We start from the raw sequence: 24145 nt of genomic DNA on the forward strand, positions 1-24145 counted from the left end.
AGTGGGGCTAGGTCAGACCCTCCCGCACCGGCCGCTCATAAGGCCAGATGCATAGCCACATTTCGTCCAAGGCCGACCTTCAATAGCGCCGCCAAGAGGATGACGGATCAGCATCTGTTCAAGCGTAACCGCATTGAGCAACCTTCCCGTAAACAGAGCATGTAATAGCCGTGCAGCGTCTGCAGCAGTTCCAGTAAGACATCCATGATATACCCATCCTGGATGATACCTCTTTGCTCCATCCCAGTGAACGCGTGAGAGGTGTTTTCTAGCCGTCGCAAGCTCAATGCTGTCCAGCCCGAGAGGGTCGCAGATCATCTCACTGACAAGGTTGGAGAATGACGAACCAGCGACGTCTTCAATTAAATCGCGGGCCAGCATGTAACCAAGGTTTGAATAGGCCCAGCCTTCACCCGGTGTAAACAAACTGCCTTGCGCCATCGTGGCATTGAACAGGTGCTCAGCAGGCCAAGGTTCTTCATCATTCGCAACCGCTTTCCTGTAGCCCGGCAGGGAATAGTAGTCCGGCAAGCCAGCGGTGTGATTCAGTAATTGGCGAAGCGAGAAGTCATGGTCTGCGAGATGTTCGTCCAGATCGAGCTTGCCCAGTTCCACGATCTTTAAGGCACAGATTGCGACTACGGTTTTGGTAAAACTCCAATAAGGAAAAACCTCTGCGCCCGAGCTTCGTTGAACACTCAAATTGGGGCCGGTTTCACGATGGGAGAAGATTTCTTGGTTCTTATTCATCGGTCCTAGTAACCTTGTTGGTGCAATCGCCACAATGGGCTCGATCCTGCCGCCCGCTGAAGTAGGCTTAGGCTGGTGGGAGCCCATTGCTGTCACGGCCACCTGGCAGACTTTTGCATGTGCGGCAGGGCGTGAACGGCGCTAAGCCGACGTCCACCGATCGTTAAGACACATCGCTAAGGACGTCGTTATCTGCCGACAAAGAAGCCGTATTGCTCTGCCAAGACATGCCGTGCCTCCGCTTCAAGCGCTTTGGCCGCGTGAAAGGGCCAATGCGGATTGCGCATCATCGCGCGGCCGAGCAGCACTATATCGGCGGTCTGGCTGGAGACCAGCGTTTCAGCCTGATGGGGATCGGAAATCCCGCCAACCGCCATTACCGGAAGGCCTGAGCCGCGCCGGATTTCCCCGGCCATCCCTGGCTGTTCCGCCGTACGGTTGCCAATTGCGCCGCGTGCTTCCGGGACAGCACCGCCGCCAGAACAGTCGAGGATATCCACGCCGCTCTCTTTCAGCCATTGCCCGACCTGCGAGACGTCTTCGGTTGTCAGGCCGCCCGCCGCAAAGTCATCCACCGAGAGCCGCACCGCCAGCACCCTGTCTTCTGGCCAAACGGCACGGACCTTTTCGACCGTTTCCAAAAGCAGCCGCGCCCTTCCGCGCAGGTCTCCGCCGTAAGCATCGCTGCGCTGGTTGACCAGGGGGGTGAGAAAGGAATGCAGCAAATAGCCATGCGCGCAGTGAACTTCGAGCAGATCATACCCAGCCAGCAGTGCCATTCTAGCGGAGTTGACGAACTGACCTTGAACCTCTTCAATTTCAGAGGCCTGGAGCGCGCGCGGGGCTTTCCAAAGGCGCGTGCCATCGGGATCGAAAGCGCTGTCAGTCGGGGCAACCGTTTCCCAGCCGCCCTCAGCCTCGCTGATATGGCTTCCCCCTTCCAACGCCGTCGCGGCGCTTCCTTTGCGCCCGGAATGCGAAATCTGGATGCCGGTGACCGCCCCAAAGGACTTTTGAAAGGCCACGATGGGTGCCAGGCGCTCCGCCTGCTGCTCATTCCAGAGGCCGGCGCAACCATTGGAAATCCGCCCCTCGGGAGAGACTGCGGTGCATTCGGCCATAATCAGCCCGGCACCGCCAACAGCACGCGCGCCCAGATGGACCATGTGCCAATCCGACGCCACCCCGTCCCTAGAGGAATACTGGCACATCGGCGACATGCCGATCCGGTTCTTGAACTTAACGTTCTTGATTTCGAAGCTGGAAAACAGTGCGCTCATGATATGCCTCGCAGGTGCCGGAATTTCCGTCTTTATTGACGATTCCTGCTGCTGCGCCTAGTGAATTAGCCTGTCAAACAGGTTAGCTTTTCTATGCAATGAAACATCTCCCGCCACTCAATACGCTCAAGGCCTTTGCGCAGCTTGCCGAAACCGGCAGCTTTGCGGAAGCTGCGCGCCGCCTTAACGTCACCTCTGCAGCGGTGTCCCAGCAGGTGAGGAAACTTGAGAAATACCTGAACAAGCCGCTGGTCCAGAAACATGGGCGCGGTGTTTTGCTGACCGAGGAAGGGCAGATCTTGTCGAGAGCGCTCAGTGAAGGCTTTTCCAGGATCCGCCGGGGAGTAGACCTGGTTGCAAAGCACAACCGCCCGCGGGTTATCAGGATAACCACATCCCCCAGCTTCGCGTCGCATTGGCTGATGCCGAAAATTTCCGAGTTCCAGCTCCTGCACCCTGACATTTCGTTTCAGCTGGATTTGTCCAGTATCGCCGTTCCGCTGAACCAATCCGATTTCGACGTCGCTATCCGGTTCTGCCACCGGAACGCACTTCCTGCTGGAATTGAACCGCTTCTGAACGTCTCGCTGAATGTGTTGGGCGCACCCGGGTTAAGCGGCGCGTTTCCTGCGGATATACCAGCGCTTGCTCAGCTCAATTGGCTGCAAGAGGCCGGCACGTCAGATGCGCAGGATTGGTTCAACCGGCATGGGGCCGCCGGCCACAGCCCCGCACGCCTGTCCGAAATGCCGGGGAATTTGATTATCGAGGCCCTTAAACGCGGAGAGGCGGTTGCCTATACCGTTTGCGACTGGGTGCAGGATGACATCGAACGCGGCGACCTGCAGGATCTCTGGCCCGACCGGGAGGAGGGCGCCTATTATGTGCTGTCGAATTCCGGTGATTTGGACGGCGGGAAGGCGGCGTTCCTGAATTGGCTGCACAGCGCCAGGGGCTAAAGACTGTCTTCAGGCGCGCGGGCGAGCCGCTGAAGCCCATTAGCCTACCATTGCAGTCCGCCATACTTCGATCGCCACTTGTAGAAGGTCGCATTGCAGAAGCATTGCGTGCGGCACAACTCTTTCGCGCCCAAGATGTCTGAGCTGGAGGGAGAGAAGGTCCGCCTGGAGGCGGTCATCGCGGACACCCCGGAACCCTCAGCCCTGCGGCTGCATCCGAGACTGCCGGCGCGGTGCCGGGTGCTGATCGAAGATCTTGCCGGCGCCCTGAACGCGCCAGAAGTGCGGCGGGAGGCGACGGCGTCGCTGCAGGCGCTGATTTCGGAGGTGCGGATGGTTCCGGACGGTACTGCGCCAGGCGGGCATCAGCTTGAACTTGTTGGGGAATTGGCAGGGCTGATGGCTTTGGGGCAGCCGTAATCGAAAAAGCCCCCGCATTTTGCGGAGGCTTGGTTGGAAACGTTGGTTGCGGGAGCAGGATTTGGACACTGTTTCATTCAAGTTCAATAACTTGTGGCTACGTTGCCAGCCGCCATCCTTGCAAGCTTTGCTTGAGTATCTTCCTACATCCGTTTTGCGCAGGAAGCTGCCGCTGCAAAGTTTCGAGCTGCCGGCGCCCTTCGAAACCTGGCCGGCCCCGAGCTATCGTTCACCTCACCTTTGGCCGCGGCCGTGCAGCTTCACTAGACCAGCCGCGCAAGTGCCACGCTGCATTTGCCAAGATCAAAGGTCTGCTCGCCGGGCAGACCCGCCGCTTTAACCACTTGCTCGGGAAACCCGCTCTGGTTCTCAGACCGCTTCCCGCACTGCGCTCAGGAATTGCTGTGTCCGCTCCCGCTGCGGGTTGCCGAACAGTTGCGCGGGCGGGCCCTGCTCCTCGATCTTGCCGCCATAAAAGAAGCATACCCGGTCCGAGATATCGCGGGCAAAACCCATCTGGTGAGTCACCATCAGCATGGTCAGGTTATGTTCCGATACCAGCTGGCGGATCACGTTGGTCACCTCGCCGATCACCTCCGGGTCTAAGGCCGAGGTGACCTCGTCGAACAGCATCACCTTGGGCCGCATCGCCAGTGCGCGGGCAATCGCCACCCGCTGCTGCTGGCCGCCCGACAGGCGCGAGGGATGCTGATCCTTCTTGGAGATCATGCCGACCAGTTCCAGCAATTCTTCTGAACGATCACGTGCCTCGGCCTTGGACAGGCCCAGGACCTGCACCGGCCCTTCCATGCAGTTTTCCAACGCTGTCATATGCGGGAACAGGTTGAAGTGCTGAAAGCACATGCCGATGTCGGCGCGGCGGCTGCGCAGGTGGCGTTCGCTGGCAGGCACCAGCTGGCCGCCCTTGGGCATTTGCGTCAGCGGCTTGCCGTCCACATAGATCACCCCGCCGTTGATCTGCTCAAGCGTCATCAGCATCCGCAGCACGGTGGTCTTGCCCGAGCCGGAGGGACCGATGATCGAGACCATTTCCCCTGCCGCGACGTCGAGATCGAGGTCGTCCAGCACAGTGAGCGCCCCATAGGATTTGTTCACCTTGCGAAAGCTCACCATCGGCGTGTCTTCACCGGTGATTTCAAGCGGAAAGCCAGTATTGTCCAGCATCGTTACAGTCCCAGTTTGCGGCGCACATACCCTTCGAACAGCCGGATCAGGCCCGCTGCCGGCAGGGAGATTGCCAGAAAGATGATGCCGACCATCGTGTAAGGCTCCAGAAAGCGGTAGTTTTCCGAACCGATGGCATTGGCGGTATGGATAAGCTCGGCAACCCCGATCACCGACAGCATCGGCGTGTCCTTGAAGATGCCAACCAGGTAGTTGCCCATGCCCGACAGAGCGGGCGGGATGGCCTGCGGAATAATTACCCGGCGGTACTTCTGCGCGGTGGACATGTTGAGCGCGATTGCCGCCTCCCACTGGCCTTTCGGCACGCTTTCAATACCGCCGCGAAAGACCTCAGACAGGTAGCAGGCATAATGCAGGCCGATGGCGATCATGCCGGACATCCACGGGCTGAGCCGGATGCCGAACTGCGGTCCTACATAGAACACAAAGAAGATCTGCAGGATCAGCGGGGTAGAGCGGATGAACTCGACGAATTCCCGCACCGCAAAGGTCACCGCTTTGGAGGGGGTCCGCTGCGCCAGTGCCAGGGCCATGCCCAGCACTACCGCAATCGCATAGCCCGCGAGGGCCGCAACCAGCGTGTTGCCGGTGGCAGTGATCAGGCGGGGTAGAATCTCCCAGGTGAAATCCCATTGCCAGTCAAACATGGCTTACGCCCTCCCCATCTTGCGCGCCATGTGGCGTTCCAGCCAGCGCATGAACGGCGTCACGAAAAAGCGGGCCAGGATGTAATAGATGACCAGTGCCGCGCCAAAGACTTGCGCCGACAGGAAGGTCGAGGCGTTGATCTGGCGGGATTCGAACATAAGGTCGGCAACCGAGATCAGCGAGACCAGCGCGGTGCCTTTCAACAGCTCGATCATCAGGTTGCCCCAGGGCGGCAGCATGCTGACAAGCGCCTGCGGCAGGATAATCCGCCGCATCCGCTGCGCCGGGCTCATGTTAATGGCAAGCGCCGCCTCCCACTGGCCCTTAGGTACCGACAGGATGCCGCCGCGCACCAGTTCCGCCCCGTAAGCGCCGATGTTCATGCCCACCGCCAGATAGCCGGCAGTGAATTTTTCAATCGTCAGGCCGAACAACGGCAGGACAAAGAAGATCCAGTAGAGCTGGACCACAAGCGAGGTGCCGCGGAAGATTTCGATATAGGTGACAGCTGCACCATGCAGCAACCGGTTCTGCGAAAGCTTCATCAGGCCCATGCAGAGCGAGATCGCGATGCCGATTGCAGCAGCAAGCAGGAACTGTACCAAAGTAACGCCCGTTCCAGACAGGAGCCGCGGCCAGTACTGGACCAGGAATTCGTAAAAACCCATCAGTAATCCGTATTGCACGAGGAGAATTTCAGGCGGCGGCACCCAAGGCGCCGCCGCACAGCCGGATCAGCGGTTCGCGCAGGTCCATTCGGTGGTCTTGTCACCGGGCAGGGTGCTTTCGGTGTAGCCGTACTTAGCGACGGTCTGCATCATCTCCTCGGAACCGATGTAGCCTGCCAGCGCTTTGTTGAACTCGGCCAGGAAATCACTATCCGCATCACGGAAGCCAACGCCGACCCAGTTCAGCGTCCATTCCGGCAGCGCGCTGGGATCGGTCACATCGACGGCCTCGTCGCTATCGGCCAGATGCGCGGCTTCGAAATAGGTCATGCCGGCAGCATCCGCGCGGCCGGCCTTAACGGCTGCGAGCATTTCAGTGGGCCCTGGCACCTGCATGATCATCGCGTCGGTCAGTCCTTCCTTCTTGGCGGCCTCCACGGTGTTGTAGCCGGATCCGGCAGCCAGCACCGCTTCGGCGGACAGGATATCCTGATAGGTCTGGATCCCCTTGGGATTGCCGGCCGGAACGATGAAGGCGTCACCGGATTGTGCAATCGGCTCGGAGAAGGCAATGTTCTCGCAGCGGCTGTTGAGGATATAAAGACCGCCGGTGATCATGTCATAGCGGTTCGCCTGCAAGCCAGGGATCAGACCGCCCCAGTCGGTGACGGTGGCCTCGACGTTGTCGTGACCCATCTTTTCCAGGATGCCGACGGCAATCTCGTTCACAAACCCCTTGGCGTCGCCGTTCTCGTCCGGGTAGCCCCAGATTGGGATATTGGAGAAGCCGATGCGGAGCGGCTCACCCGCAGCAATCCGGTCATCAATCGGCCCGGCCAACGCCGCAATCGAGCTGACCACGGTTGCAACTGCCGCTGCGCCCAGAGTGTTGAGTAGTTTGTAAGTCATGGTTTCCTCCCAGAATTTAACCTGTCTTCGATATGGAACCCGCGCCTGTTGTTTGGCTGGGGCGGCATCTCCATTGCCACGGTCCTGAGCTTTAGCCGGTGATGAGAGCGGGACACCGGGGATGTGCATCAGGACCGTGAACTCCTCCTTGGTGCCGGGCGCCCTTAGGCGCCGGACAGCATCCGTTTGCTTTGCGGGTCATAGAACGGGGTCAGGCTGACATCAGCCTCGATGCTTTCGCCCTCCACCAGGACCGTGAATTGGCCGTTCTCCACCGCTGCCTTGTCTGTTTCGCCGTCCGGCAGGTTCAGCAGGCACAGGCCGACAGCCGCCCCGACCGTCTGTCCCCAGGCGCCGGCGGTCACGTAGCCCGCAATCTTGCCGTCCCGTAGAACAGGTTCGTTGTGATGCAGCAGCGGTCCGGGATCGCGCAGTTTGACCGAGCACAGGAACGGCCCCTTGTTTTCCGCCTTGCGCGCCAGATAGGCATCGCGGCCGATAAACGGGATGGGCTTCTTGGCCTTGCAGACAAATTCCATGCCCATCTGATGCGGTGCTTCGGTATAGGCCATATCGTGGCCCCAGTGGACAAAGCCCTTTTCCAGCCGCAGCGCATTCAGCGCCTCGCCGCCGATCAGGCGGAGGCCGAACTGTTCACCGGCCTGCATCAGAACTTCGAACACATGCTCAGCGAAATCCGGGGTGATGAAGATTTCCCAGCCCAACTCGCCGGAATAGGACAGACGCTGCGCAAACACCGACGCGTGGCCAATGTGGAAATGCTGCGAGCTGTTGAACGGGAACGCTTCGTGCGACACGTCGGCATCGCTGACGGCCTGCAGCAGTTCGCGGCTCTTCGGTCCCATGATCCCCAGCACGCCATAGGCAGTTGTCGCATCGCGCAGGCGCACATCTTCGTCCGGCTGGATCAGGTCGCGCAGATGCAGATAGTCGCGCCGGGTGTGCGAGATTGAGCTCATCACCATAAAGCTGTCGCCGCCATGACGCGCAACCGTGACATCGCTTTCGATGCCGCCGCGTTCGTTCAGCATAAGCGTATAGGCAACCCGGCCATTGGCCATTGCCATGTTGTTGGTGCAGACCCGCTGCAGGAAGTTTTCGGCGTCGCGGCCCTCGACCATCAGCTTGCCCAGCATGGTGTAGTCGATCATCGCAACCGCTTCACGCGCGGCTTTCTGTTCCTCCTGCACATGCGGGAACCAGTTCTGGCGTCCAAAGCTGTATTCGTACTTCGGCTCAACCCCTTCGGGCGCGAACCAGCCGGGGCGTTCCCAGCCCTGGGCCTCGGTGAAACAGGCGCCGCGGGCCTTCATCGGGTGATAGAACGGCGTGCGGCGCAGGTTGCGGACGGTCTCGCGCTGGCGGTTCGGCCAATGCATCGCATAGGTCAGCACCAGCGTTTCCGGGCAGCGTTCCTGCAGATAAGGGTCACGCGCCTGGAACTCCTCGCAGCGCTTGGGGTCCATTTCGCTGAGGTCGATCGGCGGATGCCCGTCGATGATCCATTGCGCCAAGGCCCGGCCCGCGCCGGAACCCGACTGGATCCCGGTGGAGTTCACCCCGCCCAGCACAAAATAGTTCGGGATGTCCGGTGCCTGCCCCAGGATGAAACGGCCGTCATAGGAATAGCTTTCCGGCCCGTTAAAGAAGGTGCGGATACCGGTTTCCTGCAGCAGCGGCACCCGGTTCATTGCCAGTTCCAGCACCTCCATCACATCGTCCTCGACAAACGGCAGGCTGTCGAACTCGAAGTCCTCGGAAATGCCTTTCATGCCCCAGGGTTTGGCCTGGAAATGGGCAAAGCCGAACAGCAGCTTGCCGGCGTCTTCCTTCCAATATGTGCCGTCACAGTAGGAGCGCAGCACCGGCAGGTCGCTGGGCAGGTTTTCAATTGCTTCGGTTACCAGATAGTAATGCTCGCAGGCGTGCAGCGGCACGCCAACACCGTTCTGCCGGCCCAATTCCCGCGCCCACATGCCGCCGCAGTTCACCACGTAATCGGCGCTGGTCGTGCCCTGATCGGTGCGCACGCCAACGGCCTTGCTGTCACGGGTCAGAACTTCTTCGACTTTGATGTTCTCAAAGATCTTGGCACCGCGCATCCGCGCGCCCTTGGCCAGCGCCGTGGTCAGATCCACCGGGTTGGCAGAGCCGTCGCTGGGCATATAGATACCGCCCAGCACGCCGTCGGGGTTCATCAGCGGCCAGCGTTCCAGGATTTCGGCGGTTTCCAGATACTGCGCCTCGATCCCGAACAGCGCCGCAAAATCCGCCTTGCGCTTCAGCTCGGCCATCCGTTCATCGTTCACCGCAACCGAGATTGAGCCCGACCGCCGGTAGCCCGGGTTCTGACCGGTTTCCGCCTCGATCTCTTCCAGCAGCTCAATACCGTATTTGGCAAAGGCGGTGGTGGCATGGCTGCCCTGCAGCTGCCCCACAAGGCCAGCTGCGTGCCAAGTGGTGCCGCTGGTCAGCTGCTTGCGCTCCAGCAGCACAACATCGGTCAGCCCCTGTTTGGCCAGATGATAGGCCACCGAGCAGCCGTGAATGCCGCCGCCGATGATGACAACCTGCGCGTGGGACGGGAGTTGTTTGGTCATTCTGGTGAAACCTGTGGCTTATGTGATGATCGGAAGCTCGCGCGCAGCACGGCGCGACAGCAGTTCGGCGCCATCCTCATGGATGACAATGTTTTCCTCGTGCAGCATCATCTTGTTGCCGCCAAAGGCGAAACCGGGCTCAAGCGTCAGCACCATGCCCGCTTCGATAACGGTATCGTCGCCGGGCATCAGCGAGGGCCATTCGGTCACCTGCATCCCCAGCCCGTGGCCCATCCGGCCGATCTGATGGCCGCTGCAGCCGCCCGCCTCCAGCACCTTGGCCATCGCGCCCCACAGATCCGCGGTGGTGATGCCGGGGCGCGCCGCCTGCAGGCCGGCCTCGGTTGCGCGCCAAGCCAGATCATAGGCGGATTTGGCCGCGTCCGAGGCATGGCCAAAGGCATAATTCCGGTCAAAGTCGCAGCTGTAGCCACCCCAAAGGGAACCGGTATCCAGCAGCAGCATGTCGCCGTCTGCGATCACCCGGTCGGTGGGCCGGTTGATCACGTCCGAGAACCCGCCGGGGCCGGAGCTGCCGACCAGATACGGCACGTCATCGGCGCCTTGCTGGAGCAGATCGATCTTGAACTTGGCAAAGGCCTGGCGTTCGGTATCGCCTGCCCGGATATGGTTCCGCAGATCTTCAAAGGCCGAGGAGGCAATACTGCAGATGCGCGCAATCTTGGCGATTTCAGAGGGTGATTTCACCATCCGCAGGCTGCGCACCACATCCGCGCCGTCAGCAATCGAAATGCCGTCCAGCCTGCCCAGTAGCCGCTGAAAGTCAGCGGCGGGCATCCGCACATGGGTTTCATGCCCCATCGGCAGACCCAGGGTGCCGCCGCCGGGCATCACCTCGCGCAGGGTATCGGCCAGCAGGGAAATGCCGTCATCTTCCGGCTGCGGTGCCAGCCAGGTGCGGATATCGGAAACCCAGGTCAGCGACATGCTGGGACCGCCGATTTCCGGGATCACCGCAATGGGTGCGCCGCTGGCCGGGATCACCACAAACCAGGGCCGTGTCGGGCTGAGCCAGAAAATCGTATCGAACCCAGTGAAATAGCGCACTTCCGGCTCGGTGGTCAGCAGCAGCGCATCCAGCCCAAGGCCCGCCATGATCTTCTGGGCGGCTTGCGTGCGCTGTTCGAATTCGCTGGTAGAGAAGCCGCGTTCGGCGGCGGGATGCACATCCGTCATCATTTTAATCCTGAGGCTTCAATTGGGTGTGAAAAAGCATGCCCGCACCGGCGACGCTGTCGCGCAGCCCTGCCAGCCGGGCAAGGTGCCAGGCGGTGACTTGATTGCTGGACAGAACCGGCTTGCCCAGGGCTTCTTCGGCTTCAGCGATAATGGGCAGCGCCCGCAGGCTGGTGCAGGACACAAATACGCCATCGCAATCATCGCGCCGGCCGACTTCCTTGACCGCAGCCAGAATGCTGTCCGAGGAAATCCGGGCGACCTTGAAATCATCCGATTGGTTGAAGGTTCCAATCGCATTCACCTCGAACCCTGCCGCAGCCAGATTGTCCCGCATTTCAGTGGTCACCTCGGGGGCGTAGGGGGTGATCAGTGCGATCTTTTTCACCTTCAGGGCTTGAAGCGCGGCCTTGCAGGCCGTCAGCGGATTGGTGATTTTTGCCTTCGGATGCGCTTTGCTCAGTATGCTGTCCACCCGTGCTTCGCCAATCATCGTAGCGCCGGATGTGCAGCAATACCCAATTGCGCCGAATTCAAACGCCGGCGGCAGCAGCTCAGCCGCAGCCGGAAGATCGGCCTCCATCTTGCGCAGCGTGCCACAGGTGACTTCCATCTCGTTCGGGATCCGCGCGTGATAGACAGCAACATCCTTGCGCCGCAGCAGCGTGGCAAACTCATGCTCAAGCGTCTGATCGGATTGCAGCACGATCAGTCCGATCCGCGCCCTTGCGCCCAGACCGCCGTCCGCTGTGAACCCCAGTGTCTGAATATCCGGCACCACGTTCATAAACCTGCCTCTAGAAAAAACGGGCGTCAGCCCTTCCCCCTGCTCCATCGCCTTGCATTCCATGGGCACTCCATGCAGTCAGGAGATGAAACTCTCGCTTGCTGGTATATACCAATGATCTGGTATATACCAAACATAAAGTTGTGGGAACTGGACACATGGGCGCTAATGATCTGACCTCGGAAAAGAAAATGCCTGCCTTTCAGAAGGTTATCGACCACCTGCGAGATCAGATCCGCAGTGGAAAGCTGCCTGAGCATAGCGCGCTGCCCTCTGAAAGAGCCATCGGCGAGCAATTCGGCATCAGCAGGATGACCGCCCGCCGCGCACTTTTAGCGGTTGAACAGGAAGGTCTCGCCTACAGTTCCGGGCGCCGCGGCCGATTCGTCTCTCCGCAGCGGCTGACCTATGACATCAGCAAGACGGTCAGCTTCTTTGCCCATGCAGAAAGCGGCGAACTTGGCCTTAAGATTGAACTGATCTCTAAACAGCTGACCCAAGCCGACGCCGCCCTGGCGGCCAAGCTTGCAGTGGCCGAGGGCGACACCCTTTACAAGTACACACGGCTGTTTCTGCTCAAAGGGCATCCTGCCTTTGTAGAAGAGGAATTTGCCGTCGCGCATTTGTTTCCGGATCTTTTCAGCCACGACCTGCAGCAATCAACAACGCTGCTCATGGAGCGGGAATACGGTATGCCGCCTCATTCCGGCGACATTTCCATCCGAATGCGCGCATTGAATGAGGAGGAGGCAGGATTGCTCGGGTTGCCGACCTATAATGCAGGGATCGAGCTGGAACAGGTGATCTATGATGCGGGTGGCCGGCCGTTCTGCTTTGACCGCCAAATCTGGCGCGGCGAACTGGCCGAATTCACCGCCCATGCAATCGTGCGGGACCGCCATCTTCCAACTCCAGATATAGCTTAAACAATTCATCGCTTCTTGCGAGCACTGAATCGCATCAAAGGTGGGCCCGGAAGGTTATGTTTCCGCTTCCGGTTCGACGCGACATAGGCAACGGTCGCGGCGATTTCACGGGCCTTCTGTCGGGCTCTTTTGTGCTTGGATAGAGAGATCTTTCGAACAATCCGGCAGGGTGTGCATTTGGGCCTTGGCGGGCAAGCGGCACAGTCCTGTTTTCGGGCCTGATAACGTTTGACCCTATCCTTGTCGAATTTTGGCCTGCCTTGCGGGATGTCGCGCCAGTAGGGACGCAGTTCACGGCCGCCGGGGAATTGATAGGCATCTGTGTCTGGATCATAGATGAACTCAGTGTATGGGAAAGCTCCATCCTTGCGGGCGGGTTTATCAAAAACAGGAATTTGCGGCTCGATACTTTGTTCCTTCATCAGCCAACCGGGCATCCCGGCGGTGCCTTAGGCCGTATCCGTTCAGGAAACAGATCGAAGCGCTCCCGCCTGCGCTCCAGCATCTGGCGTACGGAACTTACTTCGGCCTGGCGGATGGGCACCGTGGCCTCAACATCGACGATGACTGCATGATCCAAGTCGACCAGATAGATTGTGCTGTATTTAAAAAAGGGTCAGTCGCCGTTTGCGCTGGTGTAACGTGAAGCGGGATCTGATGGCGAGATCGCATTGGGCTTCACTGGCGTTGCCGCGCCAAAAGCACTGTCATCGAGTGTATCAGGACATTCTTGGGTTGCTCGGGCAACCGCATCCGGGGCAGTTATTCCTTAAAATCAACCTTGCAGTAGCGGCTGGTATCTGCCTTGACGAGCGATGCATCCGCCCCAATTGCTTCACCGCCGACAAGCCCTTCAGCGATACATCGCGCCACCACATCCTCGATCAGATGACGGGGCAGATCACTGTTGCGGAAACGACCATGGCAGTTCTTGGAAAAGGTGGAATGGTCGGGCACACGATCGCTCAGATCCAGGCGGCAAAACCAGTGGCAAGCCAGGTTCAGATGCACCTCATCACAAAGCCGCCTCTCTGACCGGATGCCAAAGCAATAGCCTACGATCAGCATCCGGATCATCAACTCGGGATCGATGGGTGGGCGGCCTGTATGGCTGTAGTGCTCCGAAAGACGTGAGCGGATGCTGGCCAGATCAACAAATGGATCAATTGCGCGCAGCAGGTGATCCCTGGGCACATGATCTTCCAGGGCGAACCCGTAAAACAACGCGCCTTGTGCCTCTTGTCGCTGCCCCATCATCGCCAAATCCCCCGCCCTATGCAGGAATTGCATCAATTACCTGCAGGCAGATCAAGGAAGACTTTTTCAACGCAATCTGCGTGAAGCGGGCGCGCAAGACTGTTCTGGCTGCGCCTGCAGCGAATGACGGCTCCGTCCCGTAACCTGGGAGTTCGGGGGACAGATCTCGCTGCAGCATGCTTGAACGGCTGGTTTTCACGCCGCGTAGCGGCGCTGAAAAGATGCGTTTGCGGCGATTTTCGTGCTGCGATCGCGCGCAGCAGAAAAATCTAAGGTACAAATAATGGGATGTACCGGCTGCTTCACCCAGCAGGTTCGGCTAGGCCTATTTCTGCACATGGAGAATTAGTATGGCGAAGAATGATCTTGATGAGCCGATGTCTGTCGGCATCGATATCGGTAAGGACGTGTTTCATCTGGTTGGTTTCGATCACGATGGTCAGCTTGTTCTCCGCAAGAAGATCAAACGGCTGGCTCTTGTGGCGGCCTTTGAGCAATTGCCACGCTGTATCGTTGGAATGGAAGCCTTTCAACAAGGGTCAAAAGAACGACTACAACGATGCCGAGGCGATTGCAGAGGCCGCATTGCGCCGCAATCTTAAGACGGTTTTCTGAGAAGACGCAGGACCAGCTTGACCTGCAAGCTCTGCATCGCGTCCGGTCTCGCCTTGTGTCGCGGCGGACGGCCGCGATGAACCAGATCCGGGCCTTTCTGATCGAACAGGATATCACCGCCCGGCGCAGCGTGCCTGCCTTGCGCAACTCGCTTGAAGCTATCCTCGGCAATCGCAGCGGCGAGATGTCCCTGCGCATGCGCAACTGATCTTAGGCCTCCGGCAGGGCTGGATCTGGCTGGACAAACGGATCGAGATGACCACGGCTGAAATCATGGAGGTCAGCGAAACTGAGCCGGGTTGCCAGCGGCTTATGACGATCCCAGGTATTTGGCCCGTTGATCTCAACGGCGATGGCTGCTGCCGTTGGCGAGGGCGAGGCCTATGACCGGGGACGCGACTTTGCAGCCTGGCTCGGATTGGTCCCGAGGCAAAGCAGCACCGGCGGGCGCACGATATTGGGGACATCACAAAACGGGGCAGTCGTTATCTGCGCATGCTCTTTGTGCAGGCCGCACAGGTCATCATGATGCGCCCCAAGAACTGGCACAAGTTCAGCTTTGGTCCGTGGCTGGAAGCAGCGTTAATGCGGATGCAGCACAACAAACTTGGTGCGGCACTGGCCAACAAGCTCGCCCGGATCGCCTGGAGCGTCCTCAGCTCCGGCAAGGACTTTGATTGGAAAGGACAAGAGATAGCGGCTGCGGTCTGATCAGGCCAATGCCGCAAACAACGTTCGTAAACCTCAACTGCATGGAACGGAATTAAGACGCACCCAAAGTCTGAGAGTCCAAATGGTCATCAATGATCTGGCAAGTAATGAGACAGCGGCGCGTGCGCACTCCCAACAGGGCCACGGCAAACAATGAAGCCGATACAAAGACCGGATGCATATCAGCGGCTTCCAGAAGACATGCGATTGATCACTTGCGAACAGCAGCCGGTACATACATTGGGCTCAATGCTGACCTCGAATGCGCTGCAGCATCCACGGGCTCCAGATCGCCCGGCTAGGCGCGACCGGCCCAACTAGAGGTGGTCGCGGGAATTCAGACCAGTTGCCAATATGGATCGCATGATGAAAGTGACGATCCAAAATGACGGAACGCAAGAACCCTTCTCCCGCATTCAAAGCCCAAGTTGCGCTTGAGGCGATCCGCGAGGAGAGGGTACTGGCAGAGTTATCGAAGACGTCCGGCGCGCATCCGAACATGGCCAGCGGCTGGAAACGGGCGGCGATCAAGAACATGGCCTGAGCCTTTTCCAAGAGGACCGGCGCTGCGGCTAAATCCAACGGGGCTGAGATCGGCAAGCTGCATTCCAAGACCGGCCAGCCTGTGGCTGAACGCGGTTTTTTGAAACGCGCCCGGGATCGTTAAGCAAGGATCACAGGCGGATGTGCATTGAAAAGGATCATCCGAAGATCAGCGTTCGCCGTCAGTGCCAGATACTGTCGCCGGCCTGTTCGAACCTTGTTCACACGCCAAAGGGCGAGAGCGCCGGGAACCTGCGGTTCATGACAATCATCCGCTGCCCGGCAGGCGGTTTGCTGCCGCAAATCCGCCGGGAGGGACAGGCCATTTCTTGAGACACCGTGGTACGGCTCCCGCCAGATGGCCCGCTATTTGCAGCGGCAGGGCCAATAATGCGGCCGTCACCCTGCGCGCCGCCTGATGCGGCTCATGCGCCTTGCTCCGGTCTGTCAGACGCCGAAGACCAGCAGGAAACACCCGCAGCACAAGATCTGGCCGTAGCTTTTGAAGGCGCTGGCCATCAGCCGCCCCAGCCAGGTCTGGTGCGCCGGTATCAGCTGTATCCCCCTCTCGGCAGATTGCTTTGCAATCGCCTGCCGGGCAGTGGATGCGCTGGGGCTTTCTCGTATCTGGTAGCGGTCATGGGCTGGGTCAGCCGCAAGGTTCTGGCCTGGCGGCTCTCCAGCATGGAGGCTGGCTTCTGTGCCGGGGCTTTGAAAGAGGCGCTGGCCGGATATGGCGCCCGAGATCATGAACAGCGGCCAGGGCAGCCAGTTCACCGGCTTTGAGTGGACGCAGGCACGGAAAGACGCCGATGTCCGTATCTGCCCTCTCGCGCATGTAAACATGCGCTGCCGGACAGTGAATGGATGGCCGGGGCCGTTGGATCGGCAACCGGACGGTTGAGCGGTTGCGGCGGTCCCTGAAGGGCGAATGTGTCTGCCTAAACACTTTTGAAACCGGCTCTGAAGCCCGTGCGGGGATCAGTACACGGATGGCCTGTTACAACGCCGAACGCCGGCATTCGACCCATGGCATCTTGCCCCCCGGATGAGGCCTGTGAAAGCAAAATAGAACCCATGAGAATGGCAGCCTGATGTGAAACCCTGATCCACCTTAAACGGGCTGCAAACAGGTCAAAAAAGCGGGACCACCTCTACTGATCATCACGGCACTGAAAAGCAAGCCAGACATCGATAACAGCAATCCCGTAAAAAACGGGCAAAGCGGTTCAACAACAGCCGCCCGGCGTGATCATCCGTGCAATAAAAAATGACATCGCGTGCTTCCAATGCGTCCCAGGTGCTGGACTCACCAGTCCAAGCATCGAGGTTCACCAACGACATGCCGAGACCGGCTTTCGCTACAGTGCGCGCATGAATTTCGGCCTTTGGTTCTTTGGCTGACACATCGTCGTATCGCGCACCGTGCAGCCTGTTGAGATTTGTATCTTCGACGCGATCTTTCTCGAACATGACAGCTTCGCGAACACCGAGGCGCATTAGAAGGGGTAACGCTGCGCTCCCGGTGGCCCCCCCACCTGCAATGCCGCACCGGAACTTCGTGATCATCGTCTGCTTCAGCCGTCAGCCTCAAACGCGGTCCCATATACAGAATACAGCCGGGAATGTCTTGCTGCCCGGGTAAAGCGCGAGCTGAACTCAACCGAAGTCGTTGATGCACTAACTTTCAATTTGGACCACTCAAGTGGGGACGCTCACTTTTGCCCTGGGCATTGGTTTCGGGAGGCAGGGGCCGGAGGTTCAAACTCTCTCGCTCCGGCCAATATAACAAGGCGCCTTAGGGCGTCTTGTTATATTGAAGCGGTGCTTAATGCTTCCGGGAAATGAGGGTCAAACCGTTTCCAGCGCCGACATCCGCAGCTTTTTCCACAGAACATCCAGCGTAGGCTTGGTGCTGCGCGGATCGCGGTAAAGGCGGATTTCCAGATCTGTCGCCAGCCGGTCGTCCACCACCGCAAAGCGCCCCTGCTTGATTTCCTCACGGCACAGGCTTAGCGGCAGCCAGCCCATGCCAAAGCCCTCTTGGATCATCGCCTTGACGCTGTTTGCCAGCGCGTTCTGGTTGACGACAAAGACTTTCTGGCCGGGCAACAGCTGCGCCAGCGCAAATTCCTGAACCGAGCGCAGCGCCGAGACCGCGCCATAAGACAACAGCGGCACCGCGTCCTTGCCGCCCTTGGGAAAGGAAAATTCCGGCACGCCGTCAGGGGTTGTGCGGGAAGCCGGCACATAACGGTCGGTGGACAGGGTCAGATGCTCGAAGTTGGCGACCTCCAGAGGCCCAAGGAAATCCATCGACGGATGCCAGTAGGTCAGGATCACATCGCAATAGCCCTGCTGCAGCGCGCTGACGAACTGGTCGGCGGCCCAGGAGGTGGAATTTAGGTCGGTATCCACCCCGCCCTCGCTGGCCAGGGGCGCGATCAGCGTCTTGTAATGCGTCATGTAAAGCGACTGCGAGGCGGCAAAGCGGATCACGTTTTCGCCCGCCGCATCAATCGTTTGGCAGCGTTCGATGGTTTCCTCGTAGGTGCGCAGCATGATGCGGGACTGGGACAGGAACACCTCGCCCGCCGGGGTCAGGGTCAGCGGCAGGGTTTCGCGGTTGATCAGCCGCACGCCGATCTCATTCTCCAGCGCCCGGATGCGGCGGGAGAAGGCCGGCTGGCTGACATTGCGCTCCTCGGCCGCGCGCGAGAAATTCTTGCACGCGACCAAAGCCTCGAAATCCTTAAGCCAGATGATGTCCAACTGGGTGTCCCGTCTTAACCGGCGGCCACCGCATCCAGCCTGTCTTCTTCGACAGCATGGCAGGCGACTGTGCTGCCATCGGGCTGGTGAATGGCTTTTGGCTGTTCACTCTTGCATCGTGCGTCCGCAAAGGCGCAGCGGCTTTGGAAGGGACAGCCTTGCGGCAGATTGATCGGCGTCGGGATCTCGCCCTTGAGGCGGATATGGTTCGGCCGGTCATCCTTCAGCTGCGGTACTGCGGACAGCAAGGCCCGAGTATAGGGGTGTTTGGGGCTGGAGAACAGCGTTGCCGTATCCGCAACTTCGCAAACCGAGCCAAGGTACAGAACCGCAACACGGGTGCCGAAATGCTCCACCACGCTCAAATCATGGGTGATGAACAGATAGGTAAGGCCGCGGCTTTCCTTGGCTTCCAGCATCAGGTTCAGCACCTGCGCCTGGATCGACACGTCCAGCGCGCTGATCGGCTCATCAGCGATGATGAATTCCGGGTCCACCGTCAGCGCACGGGCAATCGCGATCCGCTGGCGCTGGCCACCGGAGAATTCATGCGGATAGCGCTTGGCCCAGCTGGGATCGACGCCCACCGACAGCATCACCTCGGTCACCTTGTCGCGCACCTCGGCGGCCGAAGCATTGGGGTTGTGATGGCGCACCGGTTCTTCCAGCGCTTGCCGGATGGTCATGCGCGGGTTGAGCGAGGCATAGGGGTTCTGGAAGATCATTTGGATCTTCTTGCGCAAGGGCTGCATGGCGCCGCGCGACAGATCGTCAATGCGCTGGCCATCATAGTGGATTTCGCCTGCGGTGGGGGTCAGCAACCCCGCCACCAGCCGCGCCACAGTGGATTTACCGCAGCCCGACTCGCCAACCACACACAGCGCCTCGCCGCGGCCTACCTCCAGCGAGACATTGTTCACCGCATGGACCGCACGGCTTTCCCGCACGATCTTGCCCTGTTTGAACTTCAGCGTCTCAAGGAAGCCCTGATCCAGATCGAACCGCTTTTCAAGGTTCTTGATCTGCAGCAGCGGGCGGTCAGTCTTTGCGTCTTTCATGCCCGTGCCTCCTTACGGTCTTCGTCGCTGTGCAGGCGCTGCACCTCGTGGCAGGCCACCGCGACATCGCCGTATTGCACGATGTCCGGCATCCGGCTGCGGCACAGGTCAGTGGCGTATTTGCAACGCGGATTAAAGGCACAGCCTGCGGGTGCATTGGCAAGCCCGGGCATGTTGCCGGGGATCTGCTTCAGCCGCTGGCCTGGCACAGTCTGCTGCGGCAGCGCGTTGATCAGCCCCTGAGTATAGGGGTGTTGCGGATCATTGATGATTTCCCGCGTGCGCCCCGCCTCGATGATGCGGCCGGCATACATGACCAGCGTGCGCTCGGTCATCTGGCTGACCACGCCCAGATCATGGGTGATCAGGATCAGCCCCACCTGGTTCGACTGGCACAGTTCCAGCAGCAGCTCCATGATATCGGCCTGGATGGTCACATCCAGCGCCGTTGTCGGTTCATCCGCGATGATCAGCTGCGGGTCCAGCAGCAGTGCAATGGCAATGATGATCCGCTGGCGCATGCCACCCGACAGTTCGTGCGGGTATTGCTCCAGCCGTTCTTCCGGCGACGGGATATAGACCTCGCGCAGCTTGACGATGGCAATCTGGCGCGCTTCCTCGCGGCTCAGCTTGCGGTGCGCCAGCAGGGTCTCAACCATCTGCTGGCCGATGGTCAGCACCGGGTTCAGCGTCACCATCGGGTCCTGAAAGATCATCGCCATCCGGTTGCCGCGCATGGTGCGCAGGCGCTTGTCGTTCATCTGCACGACGTCCTCGCCATCGAACAGGATCTGGCCGTTATCGATGTAACCGGGGCGGCTGAGCAGGTTCATCAGCGAAAACCCGGTGATCGACTTGCCCGCACCGCTTTCGCCGACAATGCCGAGGCGTTCGCCCTTGGCCAGGTCAAAGGAAATGCCGTTGAGGGCAGTGACCGTCTCGTCGCGCATGGCGAATTTCACGGTCAGGTCGCGAACGGAAAGAAGGCTCATCGCGTCACCCCTTGTAAAGTTTTGGGTTCAGGACGTCGCGCATCCAGTCGCCCAGCAGGTTAATGACCAGGACCAGCACCACCAGCACCACGCCGGGGATGGCGGTGATCCACCAGCTGCCCGAAAAGATGTAATCAAACCCCGAGGAAATCAGCGAGCCCAGCGACGGCTGGCTGGGCGGCATCCCCAGCCCCAGGAAGGACAGCGAGGCCTCGGAAATGATCGCATTGGCGACCTGCACGGTGGAGATCACAAAAATCGGCGACAGCGAATTCGGCAGGATGTGCCGCACCATGATCCGCATCGGGCCAAAGCCCAGCACGCGGGCGCTGTCGACATATTCCTTTTTCTTCTCAGCCAGAACGGTGGCGCGCACGGTGCGGGCATATTGCGGCCATTCCGCGACGCCAATGACGGCAATCAGGAACACGACAGCATAGCGGTTGAAGGTGTCAGTCCCGAACATCGCCTGGGTCACGGCCAGAAAGATGATCGCAACCATCAAGGTCGAGAACGACAGCTGGATATCGGCCAGACGCATCAGCAGACTGTCCAGGCGGCCGCCGACATAGCCGGCCACCAGCCCGATGGAGATGCCCAGAAAGGCCTGCAACGCAACCGCGCAGATGCCGATCAGCAACGACAGCCGGGTGCCATACAGGATGGTCGACCACAGATCGCGGCCCTGATCATCGGTGCCCAGCATGAATTCCGGCAGTGAACCGCTGACCCAGGCCGGCGGATACTCCGAGTTCATGATATCAATGGACCCCGGATCGTATGGGTCAAAGGGCGCGATCAGCGGTGCCAGAAAGGCGGCTCCGGCAATCAGCAGAAAGATGATCATGCTGACCATCGCCACCGGGTTGCGGCGGAAGCTGTAGCCCATGTTGGAATTCCAGGCCTTGGACCAGCGCGACGGTTCGGATTTCGGGGAAAGCGTTTCGGTGCTCATGCGCCCATCCTCGCAATATTCACGGTCGGGTTCACCAGCCCATAGATCAGGTCAACGATGGTGTTGGTGACCACAAAGATAAAGCCGACAACAATCAGGTAGGCCACGATCAGCGGGGTATCGACGCGGTTTACCGCCTCAAGGAACATGAACCCCATGCCCGGCCACTGGAACACCGTCTCGGTCAGGATGGTATAGGCCACCATGGTACCGATCTGCACACCGCCAACAGTGATCACCGGCAGCAGCGTGTTTTTCAGCGCGTGGACAAAATAGATGCGCCACGGGCTGATGCCCTTGGCCTTGGCGTATTTAACGTATTCGGATTGCAGCACTTCCATCATCTCGGCCCGGATCAGGCGGACAAACAGCGGCAGCATGATCGAGGCCAGCGCAATCGACGGCAGGATGATGTGCAGCCATCCGTCAGCAGTGGCAAAGTTGGTCTGCCAATAGCCCCAGACCTGCACGGTATCACCGCGCCCGTAGGAGGGCAGCCAGCCGTATTCCACCGAGAACACAAAGATCATCAGGATCGCGGTCAGGAACACCGGGATCGAAATGCCAATGATCGACAGGCCCATGATTATGCGGCTCAGGATCGAATTGGGCTTGATCGCGGTGTAGACACCCAGCGGCACCGACAGTCCGACGATGATCAGCGTGGCACCGAACACCAGCTCCAGCGTTGCCGGCAGTTTTTTCAGGATCACGTCCAGCGCCGGCTCCTTGAAGAAATAGGAGGTGCCCAGGTCACCCTGCAGCGCATTGCCCGCAAACCGCAGGTATTGCGTCACAAAGCTGTCGTTCAGACCCAGCTCATCGCGCAGCTGCTGACGTACTTCTTCCGAGACCGACTGCCCGACCAGCTCGCGCAGCGGGTCGCCCAGGTTGCCCTGGATGGCAAAGGCAATCAGCGAGATGACGAACATCACGGCAATCGCCTGGATCACTCGCTTGGCGAGATAGGCAAACATCGTCCTGACCTTTGTAGAGTTTGGTTACAGCGTAAAACACCGTGTTCAAGGGAACCGCGGGTTCTGCATACACGGCTTTGGCGGCCGCTTGTTGTATTGGCGGCCCGGGCCGGCCGGAGGAGACCGGCCCGGGTTAGATCAGCGGCTTAGCTGCCGGTTTCGACGATCAGGTCACCGAAATAGGGGAAGTTCAGCGCATTCACGATGTCGCCTGCGTTCATGCCGGACTTGGCGCCCCATGCCAGGTTCTGCCAGTGCAGCGGAATAAAGGCGGCCTCATCATACAGGATGCCTTCCAGCTTCTGCAGCAGTTCCGTACGCTTGGCCGGGTCTGTTTCCGCGTTGGCGGCGTTCATCAGCGCGTCGGCTTCCGGGTTGCAGTAGTTGCCGGAATTGTACTGGCCATTGCCGGTTGCTTCATCCGGGCAGGCGGTCAGGAACTGGTGGAAGTTGGCGGAATCTTCGGTATCCGCGTGCCAGCCGATCATCATCATGTCTGCTGCGCGCTCGTCAAACGTCGGCCAGTACTGCGCCTTGGGCATGGTTTGCAGGTCAACTTTGATGTTGATCTGCGCCAGCATCGAGGCAACAGCCTGGGCGATTTTGTCGTCGTTCACATAGCGGTTGTTCGGCGCCATCATGGTGATCGAGAATCCGTCAGCATAGCCTGCTTCGGCCATCAGCGACTTGGCTTTTTCCAGGTCAAAGCGCGGCGCATAGCCTTCGCTGTAACCCAGATAGCCGGCCGGGCTGGCCTGGCCGCCCACGGTGCCGAAGCCGCGCATGATGCGGTCAACGATACCTGCGTTGTTCACCGCATAGTCGATCGCCTGGCGGACGCGGGCGTCCTTGAAGGCTTCGACACGGTTCTGGTTCATCTGAAAGGTGATGATACGGGTGCCGGGCATGGTGATCAGGTCAACGCCCTGGGCCTCAGCCACGCGCTTCAGGTCGGTCGGCGGAACCGGCGCAATGAAATCAACATCGCCGGACAGCAGCGCGGCCACGCGTGTCGGGTCTTCCTTGATCGGGGTCAGCACGATCTTGTCGACGTTGCCGGCATCAGTATCCCAGTAGTCGGCGTAGCGGTCGAACACCACGCGCACGCCCTGCTCACGCTCGGAGACGATGAAGGGGCCGGTGCCGGATACATTGCGCGAGGCAAAGCTGTCGCCATGCTTGACGATCTCGGCCTTTTCCTTGCCGTCGGCAGTGGTGCCGGAATAATAGGCGCTGTCCATCGGGAAGATGTAAGTCGCGGAGTGCAGGACCAGCGGATAGGGTTCCGATGTCTTAAGGTCGAAAGTCATCTCATCGACAACTTCAACGTCGGTGAATGGCGCGAAAATCGCTTTGAAGTCGTCGCTTTCCTTCAGGCGGTCAAAGGTCCAGTCGACGTCCTTGGCGGTCAGCGCGTTGCCGCTGTGGAAGGTGACGCCGCTGCGCAGCTTGAAGCGCATGGTGGTGCCGTCGATCTGTTCCCAGCTTTCAGCCAGGCGCGGTTCGAACTGCAGGTCCTGGGTCCAGCGCACCAGCGGGTCAAAGACCATGTGCGACAGTTGCAGCGTGCCGCCGGACAGCTGTTCATGCGGATCCAGCGAGACCGGGTCAGCGTCATAGGCAACGCGTACTGTTGTTTCGGCATAGGCAACCGGTGCCATTGCCGCCACAACGGCCGCGGCCGCCAGGCTTCTGACAAATTTCGTCATTAGGCATACTCCCCTGTGATTATGGCGTGAACGCTATCCGGTGGCGCGGCGTCTGTGAAATGCCGATATCGCATAGGGTATGCAGCTTGCACATTGGAGCTATGCGCATTTGGAATATCTGTTCCTTTGCAAACGCTTAAGGTCAGCAATCGGGCAAGGGCGCAGTGGAGGCCAGCACCTCCGGG

The 24145-nt window shown here is 59.6% G+C and carries 24 protein-coding genes and 1 pseudogene; 7 read left to right on the forward strand and 18 right to left on the reverse strand.

Going from position 1 to position 24145, the window contains the following annotated elements; translation table 11 throughout:
* Positions 1 to 12: 12 nt before the first annotated feature.
* Both K3724_RS01540 and K3724_RS01545 read right to left on the reverse strand, forming a co-directional pair.
* Entirely contained in the window at positions 13 to 750 is a 738-nt protein-coding gene (locus K3724_RS01540) for a serine hydrolase (protein ID WP_259989414.1), read from the reverse strand.
* Positions 751 to 938: 188 nt separating this feature from the next.
* On the reverse strand, positions 939 to 2030 hold the full coding sequence (locus tag K3724_RS01545; RefSeq protein ID WP_259989416.1) for an NADH:flavin oxidoreductase/NADH oxidase: 1092 nt from the start codon (positions 2028 to 2030) through the stop codon (positions 939 to 941).
* A 98-nt stretch (positions 2031 to 2128) separates the two neighbouring features.
* On the opposite strand from K3724_RS01545, the gene K3724_RS01550 reads away from it, so the two are divergent.
* Together K3724_RS01550 and K3724_RS01555 are read left to right on the forward strand one after the other, a co-directional pair.
* Complete coding sequence (locus K3724_RS01550) at positions 2129 to 2989, forward strand: LysR family transcriptional regulator (protein ID WP_259989418.1); 861 nt, start codon at positions 2129 to 2131, stop codon at positions 2987 to 2989.
* Positions 2990 to 3124: 135 nt separating this feature from the next.
* Entirely contained in the window at positions 3125 to 3409 is a 285-nt protein-coding gene (locus tag K3724_RS01555; protein ID WP_259989420.1) for a hypothetical protein, read from the forward strand.
* Between the two features lie 369 nt (positions 3410 to 3778).
* Here K3724_RS01555 and ehuA read toward each other — a convergent pair whose 3' ends face one another.
* The 7 genes from ehuA to K3724_RS01590 form a co-directional block, all read right to left on the reverse strand.
* On the reverse strand, positions 3779 to 4594 hold the full coding sequence (ehuA, locus tag K3724_RS01560) for an ectoine/hydroxyectoine ABC transporter ATP-binding protein EhuA (protein WP_311200194.1): 816 nt from the start codon (positions 4592 to 4594) through the stop codon (positions 3779 to 3781).
* A 2-nt stretch (positions 4595 to 4596) separates the two neighbouring features.
* Positions 4597 to 5262 carry an ectoine/hydroxyectoine ABC transporter permease subunit EhuD gene (gene ehuD / locus K3724_RS01565; protein ID WP_259989423.1) on the reverse strand — a complete coding sequence of 222 codons (666 nt, stop codon included), beginning with the start codon at positions 5260 to 5262 and terminating at the stop codon, positions 4597 to 4599.
* Between the two features lie 3 nt (positions 5263 to 5265).
* Positions 5266 to 5931 carry an ectoine/hydroxyectoine ABC transporter permease subunit EhuC gene (gene ehuC / locus K3724_RS01570; RefSeq protein WP_259989425.1) on the reverse strand — a complete coding sequence of 222 codons (666 nt, stop codon included), beginning with the start codon at positions 5929 to 5931 and terminating at the stop codon, positions 5266 to 5268.
* Positions 5932 to 5997: 66 nt separating this feature from the next.
* The gene (locus K3724_RS01575) at positions 5998 to 6840 is read right to left on the reverse strand and encodes a transporter substrate-binding domain-containing protein (protein ID WP_259989427.1); all 843 of its coding nucleotides are present in this window, start codon (positions 6838 to 6840) and stop codon (positions 5998 to 6000) included.
* A gap of 164 nt (positions 6841 to 7004) precedes the next feature.
* Entirely contained in the window at positions 7005 to 9461 is a 2457-nt protein-coding gene (locus tag K3724_RS01580) for an FAD-dependent oxidoreductase (RefSeq protein ID WP_259989429.1), read from the reverse strand.
* 18 nt (positions 9462 to 9479) lie between these two features.
* Positions 9480 to 10661 carry a Xaa-Pro peptidase family protein gene (locus K3724_RS01585; RefSeq protein WP_259989432.1) on the reverse strand — a complete coding sequence of 394 codons (1182 nt, stop codon included), beginning with the start codon at positions 10659 to 10661 and terminating at the stop codon, positions 9480 to 9482.
* Position 10662: 1 nt separating this feature from the next.
* Positions 10663 to 11445, reverse strand: coding sequence for an Asp/Glu racemase (locus K3724_RS01590; RefSeq protein WP_259989434.1), 783 nt, complete (start codon positions 11443 to 11445; stop codon positions 10663 to 10665).
* A 98-nt stretch (positions 11446 to 11543) separates the two neighbouring features.
* Between K3724_RS01590 and K3724_RS01595 the strand changes: the two genes are divergently transcribed.
* A complete protein-coding gene (locus K3724_RS01595) occupies positions 11544 to 12371 on the forward strand; it encodes a GntR family transcriptional regulator (RefSeq protein ID WP_259989436.1) in 828 nt (275 codons plus the stop codon).
* A 5-nt stretch (positions 12372 to 12376) separates the two neighbouring features.
* On the opposite strand, the gene K3724_RS01600 is transcribed toward K3724_RS01595, so the two are convergent.
* A complete protein-coding gene (locus tag K3724_RS01600) occupies positions 12377 to 12793 on the reverse strand; it encodes a transposase (protein WP_259989438.1) in 417 nt (138 codons plus the stop codon).
* Between the two features lie 340 nt (positions 12794 to 13133).
* Positions 13134 to 13661: a transposase gene (locus tag K3724_RS01605; protein WP_259992537.1), complete on the reverse strand. Its 528-nt coding sequence runs from the start codon at positions 13659 to 13661 to the stop codon at positions 13134 to 13136.
* A 317-nt stretch (positions 13662 to 13978) separates the two neighbouring features.
* On the opposite strand from K3724_RS01605, the gene K3724_RS23900 reads away from it, so the two are divergent.
* The 4 genes and pseudogenes from K3724_RS23900 to K3724_RS23915 all read left to right on the forward strand — a co-directional run bounded on the left by K3724_RS23900 (position 13979) and on the right by K3724_RS23915 (position 16549).
* Entirely contained in the window at positions 13979 to 14230 is a 252-nt protein-coding gene (locus K3724_RS23900) for a hypothetical protein (protein ID WP_409201396.1), read from the forward strand.
* Positions 14231 to 14319: 89 nt separating this feature from the next.
* The gene (locus K3724_RS23905) at positions 14320 to 14451 is read left to right on the forward strand and encodes a hypothetical protein (protein ID WP_409201397.1); all 132 of its coding nucleotides are present in this window, start codon (positions 14320 to 14322) and stop codon (positions 14449 to 14451) included.
* Positions 14452 to 14768: 317 nt separating this feature from the next.
* On the forward strand, positions 14769 to 14954 hold the full coding sequence (locus K3724_RS23910) for a hypothetical protein (protein ID WP_409201398.1): 186 nt from the start codon (positions 14769 to 14771) through the stop codon (positions 14952 to 14954).
* Between the two features lie 385 nt (positions 14955 to 15339).
* A pseudogene (locus K3724_RS23915) lies at positions 15340 to 16549 on the forward strand (DDE-type integrase/transposase/recombinase).
* 112 nt (positions 16550 to 16661) lie between these two features.
* Here K3724_RS23915 and K3724_RS01630 read toward each other — a convergent pair.
* From K3724_RS01630 to K3724_RS01660, 7 genes are all read right to left on the reverse strand, one after another.
* Complete coding sequence (locus K3724_RS01630) at positions 16662 to 17066, reverse strand: ThiF family adenylyltransferase (protein WP_259989444.1); 405 nt, start codon at positions 17064 to 17066, stop codon at positions 16662 to 16664.
* 282 nt (positions 17067 to 17348) lie between these two features.
* Complete coding sequence (locus K3724_RS01635; protein ID WP_259989446.1) at positions 17349 to 18269, reverse strand: LysR family transcriptional regulator; 921 nt, start codon at positions 18267 to 18269, stop codon at positions 17349 to 17351.
* 14 nt (positions 18270 to 18283) lie between these two features.
* The gene (locus K3724_RS01640) at positions 18284 to 19327 is read right to left on the reverse strand and encodes an ABC transporter ATP-binding protein (RefSeq protein WP_259989447.1); all 1044 of its coding nucleotides are present in this window, start codon (positions 19325 to 19327) and stop codon (positions 18284 to 18286) included.
* Complete coding sequence (locus tag K3724_RS01645; RefSeq protein ID WP_259989449.1) at positions 19324 to 20319, reverse strand: ABC transporter ATP-binding protein; 996 nt, start codon at positions 20317 to 20319, stop codon at positions 19324 to 19326. Before K3724_RS01645 ends, K3724_RS01640 begins: the two co-directional genes overlap by 4 nt.
* A gap of 4 nt (positions 20320 to 20323) precedes the next feature.
* Positions 20324 to 21274, reverse strand: a complete 951-nt coding sequence (locus K3724_RS01650; protein ID WP_259989451.1) for an ABC transporter permease — start codon at positions 21272 to 21274, stop codon at positions 20324 to 20326.
* On the reverse strand, positions 21271 to 22251 hold the full coding sequence (locus tag K3724_RS01655) for an ABC transporter permease (protein ID WP_259989453.1): 981 nt from the start codon (positions 22249 to 22251) through the stop codon (positions 21271 to 21273). Before K3724_RS01655 ends, K3724_RS01650 begins: the two co-directional genes overlap by 4 nt.
* Before the next feature lie 146 nt (positions 22252 to 22397).
* The gene (locus tag K3724_RS01660) at positions 22398 to 23960 is read right to left on the reverse strand and encodes an ABC transporter substrate-binding protein (protein WP_259989455.1); all 1563 of its coding nucleotides are present in this window, start codon (positions 23958 to 23960) and stop codon (positions 22398 to 22400) included.
* Positions 23961 to 24145 lie beyond the last annotated feature (185 nt).

Origin of the sequence: Leisingera sp. M658 (assembly GCF_025144145.1) — a bacterium.
GTDB lineage: Bacteria > Pseudomonadota > Alphaproteobacteria > Rhodobacterales > Rhodobacteraceae > Leisingera.